General features: G+C 46.5%; 19 protein-coding genes. 16 read left to right on the top strand and 3 right to left on the bottom strand.

What is annotated here, in order from left to right:
- Positions 1–71: 71 nt before the first annotated feature.
- Entirely contained in the window at positions 72–1322 is a 1251-nt protein-coding gene (gene urtA / locus AC58QC_RS18450) for an urea ABC transporter substrate-binding protein (RefSeq protein ID WP_497416583.1), read from the bottom strand.
- A 282-nt stretch (positions 1323–1604) separates the two neighbouring features.
- Between urtA and AC58QC_RS18445 the strand changes: the two genes are divergently transcribed.
- The 8 genes from AC58QC_RS18445 to AC58QC_RS18410 all read left to right on the top strand — a co-directional run bounded on the left by AC58QC_RS18445 (position 1605) and on the right by AC58QC_RS18410 (position 8306).
- A complete protein-coding gene (locus AC58QC_RS18445; protein ID WP_056613424.1) occupies positions 1605–1907 on the top strand; it encodes an urease subunit gamma in 303 nt (100 codons plus the stop codon).
- Between the two features lie 23 nt (positions 1908–1930).
- On the top strand, positions 1931–2314 hold the full coding sequence (ureB, locus tag AC58QC_RS18440) for an urease subunit beta (protein ID WP_497416582.1): 384 nt from the start codon (positions 1931–1933) through the stop codon (positions 2312–2314).
- On the top strand, positions 2295–4010 hold the full coding sequence (gene ureC / locus AC58QC_RS18435; protein WP_497416581.1) for an urease subunit alpha: 1716 nt from the start codon (positions 2295–2297) through the stop codon (positions 4008–4010). The genes ureB and ureC overlap by 20 nt, the downstream gene beginning before the upstream one ends.
- Positions 4011–4046: 36 nt before the next feature.
- On the top strand, positions 4047–4751 hold the full coding sequence (locus AC58QC_RS18430; RefSeq protein ID WP_497416580.1) for an urease accessory protein UreF: 705 nt from the start codon (positions 4047–4049) through the stop codon (positions 4749–4751).
- A gap of 39 nt (positions 4752–4790) precedes the next feature.
- On the top strand, positions 4791–5450 hold the full coding sequence (ureG, locus tag AC58QC_RS18425) for an urease accessory protein UreG (RefSeq protein ID WP_497416579.1): 660 nt from the start codon (positions 4791–4793) through the stop codon (positions 5448–5450).
- On the top strand, positions 5443–6297 hold the full coding sequence (locus AC58QC_RS18420; protein ID WP_497416578.1) for an urease accessory protein UreD: 855 nt from the start codon (positions 5443–5445) through the stop codon (positions 6295–6297). The genes ureG and AC58QC_RS18420 overlap by 8 nt, the downstream gene beginning before the upstream one ends.
- Before the next feature lie 377 nt (positions 6298–6674).
- Complete coding sequence (cyoE, locus tag AC58QC_RS18415) at positions 6675–7652, top strand: heme o synthase (protein ID WP_497416577.1); 978 nt, start codon at positions 6675–6677, stop codon at positions 7650–7652.
- Between the two features lie 21 nt (positions 7653–7673).
- Positions 7674–8306, top strand: coding sequence for an SCO family protein (locus AC58QC_RS18410; protein WP_497416576.1), 633 nt, complete (start codon positions 7674–7676; stop codon positions 8304–8306).
- A gap of 11 nt (positions 8307–8317) precedes the next feature.
- On the opposite strand, the gene AC58QC_RS18405 is transcribed toward AC58QC_RS18410, so the two are convergent.
- Together AC58QC_RS18405 and AC58QC_RS18400 are read right to left on the bottom strand one after the other, a co-directional pair.
- Positions 8318–8671, bottom strand: a complete 354-nt coding sequence (locus AC58QC_RS18405; RefSeq protein ID WP_497416575.1) for a toprim domain-containing protein — start codon at positions 8669–8671, stop codon at positions 8318–8320.
- A gap of 270 nt (positions 8672–8941) precedes the next feature.
- Complete coding sequence (locus tag AC58QC_RS18400; protein WP_497416574.1) at positions 8942–10120, bottom strand: MFS transporter; 1179 nt, start codon at positions 10118–10120, stop codon at positions 8942–8944.
- Between the two features lie 109 nt (positions 10121–10229).
- Here AC58QC_RS18400 and AC58QC_RS18395 point away from each other — a divergent pair, with 109 nt between their 5' ends.
- The 8 genes from AC58QC_RS18395 to AC58QC_RS18360 all read left to right on the top strand — a co-directional run bounded on the left by AC58QC_RS18395 (position 10230) and on the right by AC58QC_RS18360 (position 18709).
- Complete coding sequence (locus AC58QC_RS18395; protein WP_497416573.1) at positions 10230–10385, top strand: hypothetical protein; 156 nt, start codon at positions 10230–10232, stop codon at positions 10383–10385.
- A gap of 55 nt (positions 10386–10440) precedes the next feature.
- Entirely contained in the window at positions 10441–10869 is a 429-nt protein-coding gene (locus tag AC58QC_RS18390) for a hypothetical protein (protein ID WP_497416572.1), read from the top strand.
- A 40-nt stretch (positions 10870–10909) separates the two neighbouring features.
- Positions 10910–12058, top strand: coding sequence for a transglutaminase domain-containing protein (locus AC58QC_RS18385; RefSeq protein WP_497416571.1), 1149 nt, complete (start codon positions 10910–10912; stop codon positions 12056–12058).
- Positions 12059–12097: 39 nt separating this feature from the next.
- Entirely contained in the window at positions 12098–12832 is a 735-nt protein-coding gene (locus AC58QC_RS18380) for an HAD-IA family hydrolase (protein WP_497416570.1), read from the top strand.
- An 18-nt stretch (positions 12833–12850) separates the two neighbouring features.
- Positions 12851–14914, top strand: coding sequence for a peptidoglycan D,D-transpeptidase FtsI family protein (locus AC58QC_RS18375; RefSeq protein WP_497416569.1), 2064 nt, complete (start codon positions 12851–12853; stop codon positions 14912–14914).
- Between the two features lie 640 nt (positions 14915–15554).
- Positions 15555–17429 carry an asparagine synthase (glutamine-hydrolyzing) gene (gene asnB / locus AC58QC_RS18370; RefSeq protein WP_497416568.1) on the top strand — a complete coding sequence of 625 codons (1875 nt, stop codon included), beginning with the start codon at positions 15555–15557 and terminating at the stop codon, positions 17427–17429.
- Positions 17430–17472: 43 nt separating this feature from the next.
- A complete protein-coding gene (locus tag AC58QC_RS18365; RefSeq protein WP_497416567.1) occupies positions 17473–18210 on the top strand; it encodes a Cof-type HAD-IIB family hydrolase in 738 nt (245 codons plus the stop codon).
- Positions 18211–18229: 19 nt separating this feature from the next.
- Positions 18230–18709, top strand: a complete 480-nt coding sequence (locus AC58QC_RS18360) for a DUF456 domain-containing protein (protein WP_497416566.1) — start codon at positions 18230–18232, stop codon at positions 18707–18709.
- Positions 18710–18716: the final 7 nt, after the last annotated feature.

The following is an 18716-nucleotide window of genomic DNA, read 5'->3' as shown; positions in this document are numbered from 1 at the left end:
AACCGGATTAAAATGATGAAATCCAGGACTGCGGTTAGGCAGTCCTGGTTTCTGAGTACGAAGACCTTGGATCATTTCGTTACTTCTGCGCCCCAAGGATATGTTTTGAGGAATGGATCCGGTTTGAGTGCTTTGCCAGAATTCCAAATTTCTTTAATTTGGCCATCAGTCGTAATTTGGCCGATACGAGCAGTTTTGAAGATATGTTGATTCTCACCATCAATGGTGACTTTACCTTCAGGTGAGTTCCACTCAATCCCTTTGGCTGCTGCTTTTACTTTCTCTACGTCAAAGGAGCCAGCTTTCTTCACAGCTTCAGCCCACAGATAAACAGCTGTGTAGCCAGCTTCAATCGGATCATCCGTTACGCGGTCCTTGCCGTATTTGGCTTTATAAGCCTCAACGAATTTCTTGTTTTCAGTTGTATTCGTTGTTTGATAGTAGTTCCATGCTGTGTAGTGACCATCGAGAACAGAAGCACCGATACCGCGCACTTCTTCTTCGGCGATACTAACGGACATTGTTGTTAAATCTTTAGACGTAATGCCAGCATCTTGAAGCTGCTTGAAGAAGGCAACGTTACTATCGCCGTTCAATGTGTTGAAGACAACGTCTGGTTTTTCCTTTTTAATCTTACTAATGATTGTATTGTAGTCCGTGTGTCCAAGCGGTGTATATTCTTCAGCAACCAGTGTTCCGCCATCTGCTTTCAACTGCTCTTTAATAATTTTGTTGGCTGTTCTTGGGAATACGTAATCGGAACCGAGGAGGAAGAATTTCTTGCCTTTGTTTTGCAGGAGCCAAGTGACTGCGGGGATGATTTGTTGATTCGTTGTTGCACCTATGTAGAAGATGTTAGGTGAGGATTCAACGCCTTCATACTGAACCGGGTACCACAGTAATCCTTTGTTTTGCTCGACGACTGGAAGTACTGCTTTACGGCTAGCAGATGTCCAGCAACCGAAAATCGTTACTACGCTGTCTTTTTGCAGGAGCTTCTTTGTCTTCTCTGCAAAAGTTGGCCAATCCGATGCCCCATCCTCGATCACGGGTTTGATCTTTTTGCCCAATAGTCCCCCAGCTGCATTAATTTCGTCAATCGCCATGAGTTCAGCATCTCTAACAGATACCTCACTGATGGACATCGTACCTGTTAGTGAGTGAAGAATTCCCACTGGTACTGTGTCGCCAGATGTTGCCCCAGCCACAGGTGCAGTCGTCGTAGAGGAGGTAGTTTCTGTCTTCGCACAGCCGGCCGCAACTAACATCAAAGCCATACTTAGTGCAACTGTAAGCTTACCCTTGTTTCTTATCTCTCTCATTCACGTCCCACTCCCTTGCCCTACAAGATTTGGATTACATGGCTTATGATAAATGGCAACACAAGTTTATGTCAATATACATGACACTGATGGAATGTTTTTTGTTTAAAATGCACAAATGTGATCAGGAACCTTGTGAAAATCACATAAAATTGAAATATTTATTTAAAAATCAAGTTATTTATGTCAACTTATATGACATTTAAGATTTACAATCGTTAAATACACGAATATAATGAGTGTAAAGGATTGCTATTATTCGGTTTTTGAAGAGGTGAGCGTGTGCATTTAACGGAAAGGGAAAAAGAGAAGTTACTCATAACCGTAGCTGCTGACTTAGCTAGACGAAGATTAGCTAGAGGATTAAAGCTGAATTATCCAGAGAGCATTGCACTGTTGACTTCCGAAATCATGGAAGGAGCTAGGGATGGCTTGACGGTCGCGCAGCTCATGGCGTTCGGTACGACTATTCTCAAGGCAGATCAGGTTATGGAAGGTGTCCCTCAAATGATTCATGAAGTGCAGGTGGAAGCTACGTTTCCCGATGGGACCAAATTAGTTACCGTACATGAACCAATTACATAATGACTCAAGAAAGGGGCGAGAACATGGTTCCCGGTGAATATCGAACAGCCAAAGGCTTTATTGAAATGAACGTTGGCAGACAGACGATTGAAATCATTGTAACGAATACAGGAGATCGACCGGTTCAAGTTGGGTCGCATTTTCACTTTTTTGAAGTAAATAGAGGTTTGGATTTTCCGAGAGAGTCGGCCTTTGGCATGCGCCTAGACATTCCAGCCGGAACAGCTGTCCGTTTCGAGCCTGGTGAGCAAAAGCCAGTTCAGCTTGTCGAATTAGGCGGAGCGATGCTGTCTTATGGGCTTAATAATTTGAGTCAAGGCTTGGCGAAAAAAAACAAAATGTCGATCGAAACGAGAGAAAGATGGCAGGCCTGGGAGGGGATGCTTGGTGAGTCGAATAGATCGTAAGAACTATGCACTGATGTTTGGCCCTACAACAGGCGATGCCATTCGGTTGGCAGACACAGAGCTTTGGGCGCAAATCGAGCATGATTACACCGTATACGGGGATGAATGCAAGTTCGGCGGCGGGAAGGTAATCCGTGACGGCATGGGACAATCTAGCGGTGCGACCCGTGCACAGGGTGTATTAGATACCTTAATTACGAATGCTGTCATTATTGATCACTGGGGGATTGTCAAAGGCGATATCGGTATTCGTGATGGTCATATTGTTGGCATTGGAAAATCAGGCAACCCGGATATTATGGATGGTGTGCATCCGAATATGATCGTAGGTGCAAGCACAGAGGTCATTGCGGGTGAGGGTAAAATCGTAACAGCTGGCGGTATCGACGCGCATATCCATTTCATTTGCCCGCAGCAAATCGAAACTGCGCTTTCCTCTGGCGTGACGACGATGATCGGCGGTGGAACGGGGCCTGCCACAGGGACGAACGCGACAACCTGTACACCTGGAGCTTGGCACATGCAGCGGATGCTGGAGGCAGCCGAAGCGTTTCCAATGAATCTGGGCTTTACCGGCAAAGGGAATTCGTCCTTCCTGGAGCCGCTGACTGAACAAATTGAAGCGGGCGCCATCGGTTTGAAGCTTCATGAAGATTGGGGAACAACGCCGGCAGCTATCGACATGTGTTTGGAAGCGGCTGATCGTTATGATGTGCAAGTCGCGATTCATACGGACACATTAAATGAAGCGGGATTTCTTGAAGATACGCTTGCTGCGATCAAAGGACGCACCATTCATACGTATCATACCGAGGGCGCAGGGGGCGGTCACGCACCGGATATTATCCGAGCGGCCGCTGAGCTGAATGTCCTACCTTCCTCAACAAATCCGACACGTCCGTACACGATTAATACCATTGAAGAGCACTTGGATATGCTGATGGTATGTCATCACTTGGATAGTCGGATTCCGGAGGACGTCGCCTTCGCTGATTCTAGGATACGCCCCGAAACAATTGCAGCGGAAGATATTCTCCATGATCTAGGCGTGTTCAGTATGCTGAGCTCCGATTCCCAAGCGATGGGGAGAGTCGGGGAGGTCATTATTCGTACGTGGCAAACGGCGGATAAAATGAAAAAACAGCGCGGACCACTAGCTCCCGATACCGAAGATAACGATAATTTCCGCATTAAACGCTACATGGCGAAATATACAATCAACCCAGCCATAACACATGGCATATCGCATCTTGTCGGGTCGATTGAACCAGGCAAATTTGCAGATTTGGTCGTTTGGAGTCCGATGTTTTTCGGCGTCAAGCCAGATCTGGTTCTCAAAGGAGGCAGCATCGCATATGCGCAAATGGGGGATCCGAATGCATCCATCCCAACTCCGCAGCCTGTCTTCGGTAGACCGATGTTCGCTGCATTTGGGAAAGCGTTGACGCAAAGCTCGATTACGTTCGTCTCTCAGGCTGCGTATGACAGTGGAATCGCAGAACGATTCAGTTTGCAAAAGCGGGTTGAGCCGGTGAAGGGCTGTCGCAGCATTTCCAAGAAAGATATGATCCATAACGATGGAACACCTTCTATAGAAGTGAATCCTGAAACTTACGAGGTGAAGGTTGATGGCGAGGCTGTGACCTGCGAACCGGCGACAGAGCTGCCGATGGCTCAGTTGTATTTCTTATTTTAAAAAGAATGGAAGACAGTCGCGATTGAGGTGACAACAATGAAAGCAGCAGAACATCCACCGTTCCATTGGTTAGCCTATCAGCAACTGTTGGATTCGGCGCTTCCGATTGGCGGGTTTTCGCACTCATTTGGTTTAGAAACACTCGTTCAGCAAGGGAGATTAGCATCGATCTCTGAGTTAGAAGCTTACATTCGATCTATGTTAGCGGGCAGTTGGGCATCTTCGGATGCCATGGTCATAAAGGCAGCTTATATGCACATTCCTGGCGGGGAGCTAGGGCCGCTTTGGGATCTCGACCATATGCTGCATGTGCAGCGGGTAGGGAGTGAGACGCGGATCGGTGTTCAGAAAATAGGACGGAGACTGCTACAATTATCACGTTCGCTATATCCAGAGCTGAATTGGCAGCCTTTCGATGATGCTGTGAGCGCTGGGAGATGCAGTTCCAACCATCCTGTTGTTCACGGTTGGGTGAGCTACCATTTGGGAGTTCCTCTGGATCAGGCAGTAGAAGGCTATTTATACACATGCATCATGACTAGCATTAATAGCGCGCTGAGGCTGATGTCCATTGGACAAACGCAAGGTCAGATGCTGCTAGCAAAGCTGGTTCCTTTGACTGGAAGCGAATGGCAGCGAGTTTCGCACATGGATCCGATGGAGGCATACACAAATTCACCAGCGGCGGATTTAGCTATGATGCAGCATGAAACCTTATACTCTCGTTTATTCATGTCTTAATAGGAAGAAGCTCAATCATAGATCTGAGGAGGAATGACAATGTGCCAAGGTAATGGTCATCATCATCACGAGTGGGAGAAACCATCAGCAGATCGCAATCGCCCGATGCGAATTGGCATTGGAGGTCCTGTAGGTTCAGGTAAAACAGCGCTTGTTGAACGCTTGGCACGGAGGCTGAATAGCCGCTACAGCATAGCGGTTATCACCAATGACATCTATACGAAGGAAGATGCACGTATTCTGATTAGCTCTGAAGCGCTGCCAGAGGAGCGAATCATCGGAGTAGAGACAGGCGGCTGCCCGCATACAGCGATCCGTGAGGATGCTTCGATGAATTTTGAAGCGATTGAAGAGCTGGAGAAGCGGTTTGAGAATCTCGATATCATTTTCATTGAGAGTGGCGGAGATAATTTGGCGGCTGCATTCAGCCCGGAGCTTGTGGATCGCTTCATCTATATTATAGATGTGGCGCAAGGGGAGAAAATCCCGCGTAAAGGCGGGCCTGGCATCATGCGTTCAGATATGCTGATCATTAACAAAATCGATCTCGCCCCTTATGTAGGCGCTAGCTTAGAAGTGATGGATTCCGATACGAAAAAGATGCGCGGCGAACGCCCGTATATATTCTCTAATCTGATGGGCGGTACAGGACTGGATGACATTGTGAGCTGGGTGGAGACGGAGTTTAGCCATGCCTAAACTGACGGGGGAGATATCCGCACAATTTGCTGTGCGCAGTTGTTTTACGCGGCTCGTTCACAAATATCACGCCTCCCCGCTCAAAATCGCCAAAACGTTCCGTTATGAGAACGAAACGTTCATGGATGATGCCGCCCCCATGGATCAACTGGGCGTCTATATGATGGATTGCTCACCTGGACTCATGTCCGGCGATCATTACGCAATTGACGTGCGCCTTGAAGAGGGCGCACGTGTTTATCTAACGAACCAATCGTTCACGAAGGTTCATCCTTCCGTAGGGGGGCAAGGAAGTACACAACATCAGACGCTTCGATTGGCGGCAGACGCGCTGTTGGAGTATATCCCCGAGCCTTTGATGCTGTATAAGGATGCCGAAATGTTCGCGGAAACGGAGGCGCATCTATCAAAGGGATCAGCTTTGATTTTCTCCGATGTCATTTGTCCTGGACGAACACAGCGGGGGGAAATATTTCAGTATTCGCGGTATGTGAATCGGATGAAGGTATGGTATGAGGGGGAGCTGATTTTCTATCAGAATCAGCGAATTGAGCCCGCCACCATGCTGCTTACTTCCCCGGGTTGTTGGGAAGAAGAGACGCACATGGGGAATTTGTTTGTTTTCTCTGATCGCCTCAAGCATCGACATCTAGAGGCGATTGTGGAGAAACTGAGCCAACTGGAAGGCGGCAAGGTTCGCATGGGAGCGAGTCTTACGTATAAGCACGGACTCGTTGTGAATGTCATGGGAAGGCACGCTTGGGAGCTGCAAGATGTCCTGACGAAGGCATGGCATCAAATTCGCCGCAGCTTATTCGAGTTAACGCCTTTGTTGGTGAATAAATAGGAAGAGGAGGCAGGGATATAACCTGCCTCCTCTTCCTATTTATGTGGCACCGGGCGGGGGAACATGTTTAATGTCTAAGATTGTGGGCACTATCCCATTGGCTCAGAATATGGATGGAATCTTGCTTAACTGAGCGAAGGGGATAGTGGTGATAGGTACCTTTATGAGAGCGTCAATTAGAGCTCTCCGCAACTTTTTCACGTATTCCCCAACTGGAATCGAATGGTAAGTTCATTTTTCACGCATACTGGAAGGGAGAATCGACAATATGATGACAACTGCCTGCGCTTCATTGTCAAATGATGTAGGGGTTGGTATGATGGGAATGTTCATTAAGATGTAGGATCGGAAATTCAACATAGAGGAGGTCAATATACATGGAAAATCAAGTCACTTACGAAACCGTTTCGAAAGGCTCGTCCCAAGAGTCCGTTGGAAACGATTCTATACAAGCTAGCCTTATCCAAGGTGCGGCAGAACCTGTGACCCTGAAAGAATTTTACCGCCTGGTGAAGCCAGGTATTATTTATTCGAATCTCATGACGGCTTTTGCTGGTTATTGGGTAGCGGCTCAGTGGGATGTGGACTGGATTCATCTCATTATGACGATGCTGGGTACGGCATTGGTGATGGCTGGAGGTACGGTGCTGAACAACTATCTGGACCGTGAGATGGATGCGAAGATGGAGCGTACGCAGAATAGAGCACTTCCAAGCGGAAGACTAAGCGCTAATTTCGTGCTCTGGTACGGTATTATTTTAGGCACAATCGGTTTAGGAGTTCTATACTTTGGAGCCCAGTCACCTTTAGCAACATTGATCGGTTTACTTGGATTGTTTTTATATGTTTGGCTCTATACGGCTTGGTTCAAAAGGACTTCTGTCTGGAGCACGTTCGTTGGCGCGTTTTCAGGTGCGACACCACCTGTTATTGGATATTGTGCAGTTAGCGGGACGGTAGATTTAGGAGCGATTCTGATCTTCCTATTCCTATTTCTGTGGCAGCCGCCGCATTTCTGGGCGCTTGGCATTCGTCGTATGGAAGAGTACCGTGCAGCGGGCTTTCCACTTCTGCCAGTAGTCAAAGGGACGTTCGTAACGAAAATTAGTATGGTGCGCTATGTGGTTCTATTAGTACCTGTTACTGTTATGCTAACGGCTTATGGTTATGTAGGAACTATCTTCTTGATCGTATCTACGATTCTAGGGTTAACGTGGGTATTCATGAGCGTCAAAGGGTTCAAAGCAAATGGGGAAGCGGAAATTGTATGGGCTAAGCGTATGTTCTTGTTCTCCCTTCTCTATTTAACGCTGTTATCGATCTTGATGGTCATTGATACAACAGCGAAAATCTAGTTAGTCTGGGGGACAAAAACGATGGGGACGTTTTTCGAGAAAAACTGGTTTAAGCTAGCACTAGGCGCGATATTAATTGCGATGATTGCTTCCTTTGCATATAAATTGTGGGCGAACGGCAGTAAGCCTGATGAAAGATTAACAGCGATGAAGGCAGCGCCTTCGTTTACACTTCAGGATCTGGATGGTAAAACCGTCACCTCCCAAGATATGGAAGGTAAAGTGCGACTTGTGTATTTCTTCTTCTCCTACTGCCCGGATGTGTGTCTGCCGACAAGCGCCATACTTTCAAGGGTACAGGATGAATTGAAAGAAAAGAATTTACTGGGTACCAAAGCTGAGATCTTATCTATTACCGTAGATCCGACGAGAGATACGCCTGAGGTTTTAAAAGCATTCGGAAATCGCTTCGAATCGAAGCCGATTCCAGGCGGATGGACGTTCCTTCGGGGAGAAGAACCGAAGGTTCATAAGCTTGCTGAGGACTTCGGTATCATGGTGATCAAAGAGAAGGACGGAAATTTCTCGCATTCCAATGCGATTTTGCTAGTGGATCCGAAAGGTCAGCTGCGAAATTACTATGATGCAAGCAATCCAGAGCTGGATGCGGATCATATCGTCAAGGATGTCGTGACTCTTTCAAAAGGGAAATAATTCGCAATTCGTTATTCATAAGCAGGGTTGGGCGCAGGGTAGATAATATACGCGTCCAGTCCTGCTTTTTCTAATTGTTGGATGATATATTCTTCAGGTGTACCTTCTACGCCAGCATAGCCCTTACGTGTGTAGAGCTGTTCAGCGTCTGGAAACGTATCACGCAGCAAATAACGGATTTTTTTGCCGGATGCATCATTATCGGTGAATATATAAACGGGCAGATCACCCACTTTTTTTCGCAATGCATCCAGGGTGATGGAACTGGGAGTTCCAAACGTGCAATGGATGCTGACGGTATCGTCAACCACGCGTTTTAAGCGACTTTTATCATTTTTCCCCTCAACAATAATGGCAATGGACATGGGCTCACCTTCACTCCTTTTTAGAGTAGTATACCCCGTTTGGAGCAGTGATCCAAGTGTCTCGAAACAGCGTTATTTCCTGGGAAATGACAAGGATTTACAGCGTATGACACATGGGAAAAGGCCTGACGACATCAAGCCTTTTCGTGAAGCCTTATTACCACATTAGAAAGTATAAGTTTTCGGTTCCCGAAAACATCTTTCTAATTGGCGATAAAACCTACATCTAAACGCGGTCGCTCATCTTTGAATGGCCACGATAGAGGTTTCTCATGAAGTAATGACAGGAGATTTGAACGTGCGAAGCGGCAATAGCGAAAGAGCTAACATGAGAATGAAGAACGCGATGAAGTACGAGGAAATATGATCTCGAAGCTGTCCGGCCATCATTGGGCCGATAAAGGCGCCAACGGAGTATGAAATGGATAGCAAGGAAAACACGCGACCGTATCGAGAACTACTTGTTATACTGGCAAGTAAAGCTGCTAGAGCAGGGTAAATGACACCTTTTGCCATACCGATTAAGAAGAGGGAAACCGAGAGCGGAACCGGCCACTGGATGGCTAAACCAAAGAAAATGGCTGCAAGCCCGATGCTTCCGCCTATGGTCCGAAGAAAAGGAGATATTTTATTCAAAAACCAGAAAGAGATACTTAGCAGCGCACCTAAGCTGACCAACGTGAAAAAAACGCCAGATGTAAGGATGGACTCTCGTGCTGACTTCATCAGAGGAAGCTCAAAGAACAAAATCCCTTGCGAGCATGAAAGTGCCATGGGGATGAGGAAGAAAAGCCAGGGGATAGAGACACCATTCGAACTATCATTGATATCCTGTGATACATGGTGACCATGCGGGTCTAAGATAGCTGTTGAACCCGCCTGCTTCCCTTGGTTAGCTAGTAGTTCCCTCTCCTTGACGCCGAAGATCGCAAGAACTCCTGTAATAATAAGGATCCAGCCCAACACGGAAAAGGCGGTGGTAAAGCCGATTTTGGCCACTAGAATGGCCCCTGCCGCAGGAGAGACAACAGATGCAAGAGTGTGAACGAGGCCATTGCCTGCCATGAGTTTACTTTGATGGATGCGATCGCGCGCTATGCGAGCAAGTAAGGTTAGACAAGCTGGCGATAAGAAGGCAAGTACAAAACCACTGATGGAACGAATGTAAAGCAGATGCCAGGGATCTTTGACGTTCGATTGAAATAATAAGATGATCCCTGCTACAATTAAACTAAAGACGATGAACATCTTGCTGCCGTATTTGTCTACACCGTACCCTGCGATCAGATTGCCAGGTAGATGCGTAAGCGAGTATACGCCCATGATGAGCCCTATGAATGAGGGAGCAGCTCCCAGTGATAAGGCAAAAGGGGATAGAATGGGATATTGCGCGTGTAAATCAAAGAAAGCAACAAACATAAATAAATACAACCATATGGCTGTTCGCACGGTCTCACCACCTCGATCATTTAGTCTTGTCTTCTTAAGTTTTACGCCGCTCGTCCCACGGATATGACCTTTCGGGGCAAATGACACAATTTCTTAGGCAGGAGGAAGCATGGACCCTATTGTTTTTATACTTTTGGCAGCAGTCGGCATTTTCCTTATTTTTCGTTTAAGACAATCCTTTCGTAGAACAGGGAAAAGCATCGATAAAACCAAAGAAATTGAGAAGAAGCTTGCAGAGTTAAGGAAAAAAAGAGATGAAGATTAAGGAGTCCATGTAGTATGATAGGAAGGGACTTTTGGATAATGAGGAGGGGTTAAAGATGGATCAGTGGATTTCGTTTGCACAGGATCGTTGGTATTTAATTGTAGGGGCTATTATTGTTCTTTTTATCGTGATTGGGATTGTCAAAACCGTAATAAAATGGGTATTAGTCCTTGCCATTGTAGGGGCACTTATTGTTTATGGAGCTAACTATAAGGATAAAATAAAGGATATTGGGGCAAGTGTTGTTTCCCAAGTCAGCGATGAGATCAAGGATAAAGCGGTTAGTGCGTTGACATCTGAGGCCAAAGAAGCCAAATTTAAGGCCAATGCAGATGGTTCCTTTTTGATAACAACGAAAAGCTTGAAAGTGGAAGGGAAGACAGGATCGGACGAGGTTCAGGTCACCTTTCTCGGAAAGACATTCAAAATGAATGCGAATTCCGCCGTGAATGCTTTTATTGAGCAAGCAAAGAAAAATACTTAGCCAGTAGCTGGTTTAGCCTAACAAAGGAAGGTGAGCACGCATGACGGATAACTCGTGGTTTTCAACCTCTTCAATTAATCTCATATCCATCTTGATTGTGCTCACGATTGCAGCTTCGGTGCTGCAAGGCTTCTTCCGTGGCGGCTCCGGTTCCGCAAGGCATTTCGTTGCTATGCTGGTGGAAGCCGTGCTCGCCATCATATCCATGTTTATTGCGTGGAAAGGTGTGCAACTGGTATCACCCTGGATTCAAACGTGGTTGAAGGGACAGGATTTGCAAATTCCGCCGGTCGAAATAAGCGCGCTTAAACAAGCTTACTATACCGTCATTACTAGCCTGAGAGACTTTCCATTGCTCCGTTTCGGAGTTTTATTTATCCTTGGTTATGTCATTATCAAACAAATTATGAATCACTTGGTTGATGTTTTGCTTGGGCGTTGGCTGGCAGAACGATATGCCACGGATAATCGGAGTCATTCCATATTGAGCTCCGTTTCGGGCGGAGCGATTGGATCCATAGCAGGATTTGTCAGAGCGCTCATGCTAATCGCTATTTTATTCATCTATGTCTCCCTGTTCCCGCACTCGATGGTCACTCCTTATATTGAATCCTCACAAATGTATCAAAAAGGTGCTAAAGAAGTCATTTCACCATTTACGGGTGATTTTATTGCGGAGAAGGCACCTGTTTTCACCCGTGCGGTTGAGCAGGAATTCACGAATATTTTACAACGGAAATATGAAGTGCTCGATGCGAAAATCCCAGGCAATATTTCAGATGCCGCCAAAGAAATTACGGCGAATGCGAAGTCGGATGAAGAGAAGGCCAAGTTGCTGTACAGCTGGGTGGGAACCCGAGTCCAGTATGATTGGGACAAAGTGAAATTATACGAAGAGCAGCGGATTTGGAAGGAGCAAACACCGGAGGATACATTCAATACCAAAGAGGGCGTTTGTATTGATTATTCTAGGTTATATGCACAAATGGCGAGATCCATTGGACTTGATGTCAAGGTTGTCACGGGTCTAGGGTATGATGGACAAGGTGGATATGGTCCTCACGCTTGGAACGAAGTGTATCTCAAGGAAACCAATAAGTGGGTGCCTCTGGATTCTACTTGGGTAGCAAGCGGAGCGAATTGGTTCAATCCGCCGAATTTTGATCAAACACACGTGAGGGACGTTTAGAATAATCAGCTTCATCAAATTTATTATGCAGGAGACGATATGCAAAAAGATTTAACGTCATACAAGATGATATACTTAGATGCGGGTGATACTTTAGTAACCATTCCTGCAGCACAAACGATTCTAAAGCAGTATTTGCAATTGCGCTCCGTTGACCGAGATGAAGCTCATATTCATGAACTTTTTACAGAGGCATTTCGTCTATTTTATTATGTTGAGAAAAAAGATAACTTCGTGGTGTGCAGTCCAGAGTCAGATCGTGAATTCTGGGTTAACCTATATCACTATGTGCTGAATAAACTAGGCATTCATGAGGAATGGACAGAGGAAGAGATTTTCAACTGCTGTCACGAGCTATATGACATTTACACAGCACCTGAGTATTATGATTTATTTGATGATGTGAAGCCATTTCTGGAAGAACTGCGAGCACGAGGCTTTAGAATCGGTATTATTTCTAATTTTGCTCCCACGCTGAAAGCCATTCTGGCGGACAAAGGGGTATTACATTATTTTGACCCGGTACTCGTATCCACAGAAGTTGGCTTGGAGAAGCCTGACCCTGCTATTTTTCAGCTCGCTTTACAGATGGCGGGCGTAGAGGCAGAGGATGTGCTGTATGTCGGGGATCATGAGACGAATGATATTTGGGCCCCTAATCAAGTAGGAATAGATGCTGTTCGTATAATTCGGTACCCTTATCACTCGGGAGATGGGATTCGTTCACTGCTCGAACTGATTCAGGCGCCTGCCGACGATGTACGACCTAAGTGAGAAAGGATATGAACCCGCATGAAATCATCCATTATGGATGATCCGAAGAAAAAAGAAATCACAAAAAAACGGCACTTTTCGTTTCGGATCAATATATTTTTCTTCGTTACCTTTTTACTGTTTTCCGTGCTAATTGTCAGGTTAGCGATTCTTCAATTTGTTCAAGCCAAGGATCTGAAGGCTGCAGAGAATACCAATACGAATCAAACCAACAAGATCGCCCCGATTCGCGGCAATATTTATGATTCAACGAAATCCCCGCTGGCGTATACGATTCCCGTACAGTCCTTATTTTTCCGTATTGAACCAGGCCAGCAGGATAAAGATGCCATCATTAATTTAGCTCATCGCCTCAAAACCGATGTTTTTGACAAATTTGCCAAACCGAATACAGTCAGTCCGACCCCTGAAGAGATCGTCCTTGCGATGGATCTAGGCTACGACATTAATAAGAATAAAGTGAAGGATCCGAGCTACTACTATGTGCCACGCCGTATAAAAGCGGATTTATCTAATGGTGAAATTGCTTATTTACTCGAGCATCGCGATGAATTCAAGTGGTTGGAAGTGACGGAAGAAAGTATCCGTACCTATGAAATGGACGATGACAACAAGACGACAATTGCCACGCAATTGGTCGGTTATACGAATGCTTTTTCAACCCAAACAGCGAAAGAAATCTATAAGGATAATCCGAATAGTGAAGAATATTTAAGCAACGAGAATGTCGGGTTCGATGGCATCGAGCGGATGTATCAGGATGAGCTGCGCGGCAGGAACGGCAGTAAGAAATATCCGGTAAATGCCGCAATGAAAATCATTGGGAGAGCAGAAGTCACAGCCCCTATTAAGGGGAATAATCTGTACCTGTCAATCAACAAGGACATTCAGAAGGCGACGGAGAAATTCATCCAGGATCATATTCAATATTTACGTGATCCTTCTCATGCCAATGATCTCTATATGAAAACGGGAATGAAGGCTTCTTCTGGCTTTGCGGTTGCCATGGAAGTGGATACAGGTCGTATCGTCACAATGGCTAACTATCCGGACTATGATGCCAATGTGTGGACGGGTGGTATTTCGCCGAGTATTTATAAGGACATCAGTACCTTTATTTCCAATGGTACGATTATGACTGCAAAATCGAAGTTTCCGGATGAGAAAGAAAATGCGAAGCATCCTTCCTCCATCGTTTTCATGGGTTCTACGATTAAGCCACTATCGGTGTTAATTGGATTGAAGGAAAAGTTCTTTACAGCGGGTCAGACGTACTATGATTCTGGTTCATTCAGCTTCGGTAAGGATGGTAATAGTACCATCTCGAACTCAGGCAAAACCGCTTACGGCGCCTTAAATGCAGCGGGAGCGATCGAGCATTCCTCGAATACGTATATGTCTGCGATGGTTGGAATCCCTTTCTGGAGCAAGTACGGAAGAGAGAACGCGAAAGTAACCGCCAAATGGGCAGAGTATCTGGCCAAATTCGGCATGGGTGTGAAAACAGGAAGCGGGTTGCCAGGCGAATTCGCAGGATCTAATGACTTTATTAAAAATGCCGAGAAAGACAGTTATCAATCGGCGATGGTTTACGCATCTTGGGGTCAGAATGAGAAAACGACAACGTTACAGCTTGCGCAATATACAGCAACACTTGCCAGTCGTGGTAAACGTATGAAGCCATTGTTTGTCGATGAAATCAGAGATTTTCAAGGTGAATTAGTGAAAAAGGTTGAGCCAGAGGTTATTGAGGATTTCTCAAAGGAATTCGCTCAAGCCGATTGGAATACCATTATTCATGGCATGAAAAGTGGCGCCGAAGGCATCGAAGAGCTGCCGTTTAATGTCGCTCGTAAGACAGGTACTTCGACACAGGTAGTCGCTGGCGGATCTGTAGAGAATGCGGTGCTTATCGCCTTCGCTCCCGTCGAGAATCCGAAGCTGGCTGTTGCGGTCGTTGTCCCAGAAGGTGGGTTCGGACGCTACGGGGCATCCCCGATTGCAGCGAAAATTTTCCAAGCGTATGACGCGGCGAATGATGGTATTTTAACGAAGCTTGGCGGCGGGAAGAGGCCGTGGTAATTAAGGAGAAGAGCTTGCTGCGGCAGGCTCTTTTTTTTTGCGTGGTTAGAACTCGCTTCATAAGCGAGGCTGCTAATCCTTGAATGGCCTCGACTGGGGGATGGGTGTGTGGAGAATGGAAAGGGGAGCAATTAGATGGACAGCAGCTACTGTAGCAGAGGCAGAGAATTCAGGACTACTGCAATCAGAACCCCAGCGATAACGTGGAAAGCCCAAAAGCCCTGCATCTGCAGCAATAGCAGCCATCGGTAAGCACCAACAGCACCAACAGCACATCCTAGCGCCCTAAAGCAACTCCCTTGACAACGAAAGAAGAATCTGGTCGCTTCTAGCAGCTTTTTAAGCTGTAAGCACCAGTTACACAATGGCAGCATACCTTATTTTAAGGGGAAGAACTTGCTTCACCCTAAATGTTGCCTTAAGTCAACTTTTGTGCGCGAAGGAAAGGTGGTCGAACCTCATGAAAAAAAGCCGGTTATCTGCTTCTTTAAAGCGACTTCTCATTTCCATCATTTTTCTATAGAATACCGTTATTCTCGTACACTCATGGTATTTCCAGAATGACGGGCTGATATGGTATACTAATATATCGGTTGTCAAAGAGAAAGAATGATGAGAGTACGGAGGAGTGAGTCTCACCATGTGTGGTATTGCGGGTGTAATGTATTTTGAAGATAGAGAACCAACTGAGGCGATGCTTCAGCAAATGACAGATTTGATTGTGCACCGGGGGCCAAATGATGTCGGCTTCTGGACAGAGAATCGGATTGGTTTGGGCTTTAGACGATTGTCCATTATTGATATTCAAGAAGGCCATCAGCCATTAACGAATGAAGATGAAACCGTTTGGATTATATTCAACGGTGAAATTTATAACTACAAAGAATTGCGCACGATGTTGAAGGAGCGCGGTCATATTTTCCGCACCCAGAGTGACACAGAGGTCATCGTCCATTTGTACGAGGAATTCGGCGAGGATTGCGTGAAGCACATGCGCGGGATGTTCGGTTTTGTCATTTGGGATCGCAAGAAAAAGCAGCTGTTCGGCGCGAGAGACCACTTTGGCATTAAGCCATTTTACTATCATGTGAGTGACCGTCAATTTTTGTTCGGCTCAGAAATTAAGAGCTTGTTGGCGGCGGAAGGCATGAATCGGTTGATCCATACGGACAGCTTGCTGAATTATTTGACCTTTCAATATGTGCCAGAGCCGAATACCATGTTCCAAGGCATCTATAAGCTGCCACCTGCGCATTCGGTTACAATCACTTTCGACGGCAAAATGACCCTACATAAGTATTGGGATCCCATGTTCGAACCGGAAGAGAAACCCTTCGATTATTATGTGGAGCAAATCCGTGAGGGGTTAAAAGAGTCCGTCAAGCTCCATATGGTCAGTGACGTGGAACGCGGATGCTTCTTGTCGAGCGGTATCGACTCGACGGCAATTGCAACGCATATGCGGAATATTGAACCGATCCGCACGTTCTCAGTTGGCTTCGAAGGCGCCAACAACGAGACGCCGATTGCCGCTCAGACCGCTGCGACGCTCGGGACAGATCACTACGACAAAATCATCACGCAGGATGATTTCTTCGCGACCTTGCCGAAGGCGATCTGGCACCAGGACGAGCCTGTCGCCGATCCTTCGGCAATTGCCCTCTACCACGTGGCGCAGCTTGCGCGCGAGCACGTAACGGTTGTGCTGTCCGGCGAAGGCGCGGACGAGCTGTTCGGCGGCTATCGCATCTATCGCGAGCCGCAGTCGCTCAAACCGCTGGATCAGCTGCCGTCATCGGTAAAGCGCATGCTGAACCGCTTCGCACGCATACTGCCAAGCGGAGTGAAGGGCCGCAACTATGTGTTGCGGGGGACGACTCCGCTAGAGCAACGCTTCCTCGGGAATGCCAAAATCTTCTCCGAGGATATGAAGGCGGAAGTACTCCGTCTCGATAGCGAGATGCTGCGCGCCTACAAGAATCCCGTGCAAATTGCCGGCGATTACTATAACAAAACGAAGCATCTGGATCCGGTAAGCCGGATGCAATACATCGACATGAATTTGTGGATGCCAGGCGACATTTTGATGAAAGCCGACAAAATGACGATGGCGCACTCGCTAGAGCTGCGTGTTCCTTTCTTAGATAAAGAGTTGTTTGAAGTGGCTCGCCGCATTCCAGCAAAATATCGCATTGCGAACGGCACAACGAAGTACATTTTCCGTAAAGCGATGGAAGGGATTATTCCAGATCCAATTCTGAACCGTCCGAAGCTGGGCTTCCCAGTACCACTACGTGATTGGATGAAAGGTGCCATGGGCGATATGGTCATGGAGCAAATCAAATCCAGCGGCATCGAAGATTATATTGATATTGCGGCAGTTGAGAAAATGCTGCATAAGCATCGTATTGGTCAAGGTGATTACGCAAGACGCTTATGGACCCTCTATATCTTTGCGCTTTGGCACAAAACATTTATGGAAGAGCTGCCTAAGAAAGTACTCACTGCTTACTAGGTCGACAGAACAAATGACGGCATAGAGACAGGAGTTGATGAGTTTGGGAAACTATAAATTAATTGCGCTCGACATGGATGGGACCTTGTTGAACGAGGACAAAAAAATATCTGCCGAGAATCAAGCAGCGATTCGAGAAGCCACTTCACAGGGGAAAGTCGTTATCATGTCCACTGGTCGCGGTGCCATTAGTGCCATGCCTTTCATTAAAGAGTTGGGGCTTTCAACGCCCCTTGTTGTGGTAAACGGCAGTGAAGTGTGGGCGTCGCCGGATACTTTGCTGAAACGAACCCTAGTACCCATTGAAACGATACGCGAATTGCATAAGCTAGCAGTGAAGAATGACTGCTGGTGGTGGGCTTATTCGGTACAAGGTGTGTTTAACCGTGAAAGTGAAGGATTAGATATAGACAAGCATGAATGGCTTAAATTCGGCTACTTCACAGACAATGCAGAGAAATTGCAAAGAATTCGTGAGGTGGTGTCGAGCTGGGGGACACTTGAAATCACCAATTCGCATCCGTCTAACCTGGAGATGAATCCGCTAGGCATTAGTAAAGCAACGGGTGTTGAAGCGGTGTGTGACCTTCTGGGCATCTCGATGTCTGAGGTTATAGCTATGGGGGACAGCGAAAACGATATCGCCATGATACGCGAAGCAGGACTTGGAGTAGCCATGGGGAATGCGCAGGATGAAGTAAAGCGAATCGCTGATATCACGACCGTGACCAACAATGAGCATGCTGTCGCTCATGTCATTCGCACCTATATGCTCGCTTGAATGGAGGAAGTAACTGAGCATGATTACCTTAGGTTGGATTGTCGTTATTCTTTTATTTGTCGTTGGCATGGTAGGTAGCGTGTATCCGATACTCCCAGGTGTACTAGCCATTTATGCTGCTTTTTTCATTTACGGCTGGCTGATCAGCTGGGAGCCCTTCGGCTTTTGGTTCTGGTTGATTCAAACCCTGATCGTCATCATTATTATCGTGGCGGATTATGCGGTTAGTGCGTTAGGTGTCAAAAAGTTCGGCGGCTCCAAAGCGGCAGTCTGGGGCAGCGCGATTGGACTGATTATTGGTCCTTTCGTGATTCCAGCTTTCGGGATCATCTTGGGCCCATTCATTGGTGCCGTAGTGGGTGAATTAATTGCCGGATCATCTTGGCAAAATGCAGTACGCACAGGAATTGGGTCTGTGCTCGGTTTTTTTGCCAGCTCTGTGGTAAAAATCGTACTGCAGCTTGGCATGATTATCATTTTCTTCCTCTGGGTCTTTTGAGGCATAG

This window comes from Paenibacillus sp. J22P51, assembly GCF_059692215.1.
Note: the sequence above shows the minus strand (reverse complement) of the source record. Positions and strands in the feature narration are given on the sequence as shown.

Excerpts from the sequence above, each read along its gene's own strand:
- urtA (WP_497416583.1), bottom strand. The coding sequence starts at position 1,322 with ATGAGAGAGATAAGAAACAAGGGTAAGCTTACAGTTGCACTAAGTATG.
- AC58QC_RS18385 (WP_497416571.1), top strand. The coding sequence starts at position 10,910 with ATGACGGATAACTCGTGGTTTTCAACCTCTTCAATTAATCTCATATCC.
- AC58QC_RS18410 (WP_497416576.1), top strand. The coding sequence starts at position 7,674 with ATGGGGACGTTTTTCGAGAAAAACTGGTTTAAGCTAGCACTAGGCGCG.
- AC58QC_RS18380 (WP_497416570.1), top strand. The coding sequence starts at position 12,098 with ATGCAAAAAGATTTAACGTCATACAAGATGATATACTTAGATGCGGGT.
- AC58QC_RS18420 (WP_497416578.1), top strand. The coding sequence starts at position 5,443 with ATGCCTAAACTGACGGGGGAGATATCCGCACAATTTGCTGTGCGCAGT.
- ureG (WP_497416579.1), top strand. The coding sequence starts at position 4,791 with ATGTGCCAAGGTAATGGTCATCATCATCACGAGTGGGAGAAACCATCA.
- AC58QC_RS18430 (WP_497416580.1), top strand. The coding sequence starts at position 4,047 with ATGAAAGCAGCAGAACATCCACCGTTCCATTGGTTAGCCTATCAGCAA.
- asnB (WP_497416568.1), top strand. The coding sequence starts at position 15,555 with ATGTGTGGTATTGCGGGTGTAATGTATTTTGAAGATAGAGAACCAACT.
- AC58QC_RS18375 (WP_497416569.1), top strand. The coding sequence starts at position 12,851 with ATGAAATCATCCATTATGGATGATCCGAAGAAAAAAGAAATCACAAAA.
- AC58QC_RS18405 (WP_497416575.1), bottom strand. The coding sequence starts at position 8,671 with ATGTCCATTGCCATTATTGTTGAGGGGAAAAATGATAAAAGTCGCTTA.
- cyoE (WP_497416577.1), top strand. The coding sequence starts at position 6,675 with ATGGAAAATCAAGTCACTTACGAAACCGTTTCGAAAGGCTCGTCCCAA.
- AC58QC_RS18395 (WP_497416573.1), top strand. The coding sequence starts at position 10,230 with ATGGACCCTATTGTTTTTATACTTTTGGCAGCAGTCGGCATTTTCCTT.
- ureB (WP_497416582.1), top strand. The coding sequence starts at position 1,931 with ATGGTTCCCGGTGAATATCGAACAGCCAAAGGCTTTATTGAAATGAAC.
- AC58QC_RS18360 (WP_497416566.1), top strand. The coding sequence starts at position 18,230 with ATGATTACCTTAGGTTGGATTGTCGTTATTCTTTTATTTGTCGTTGGC.
- AC58QC_RS18390 (WP_497416572.1), top strand. The coding sequence starts at position 10,441 with ATGGATCAGTGGATTTCGTTTGCACAGGATCGTTGGTATTTAATTGTA.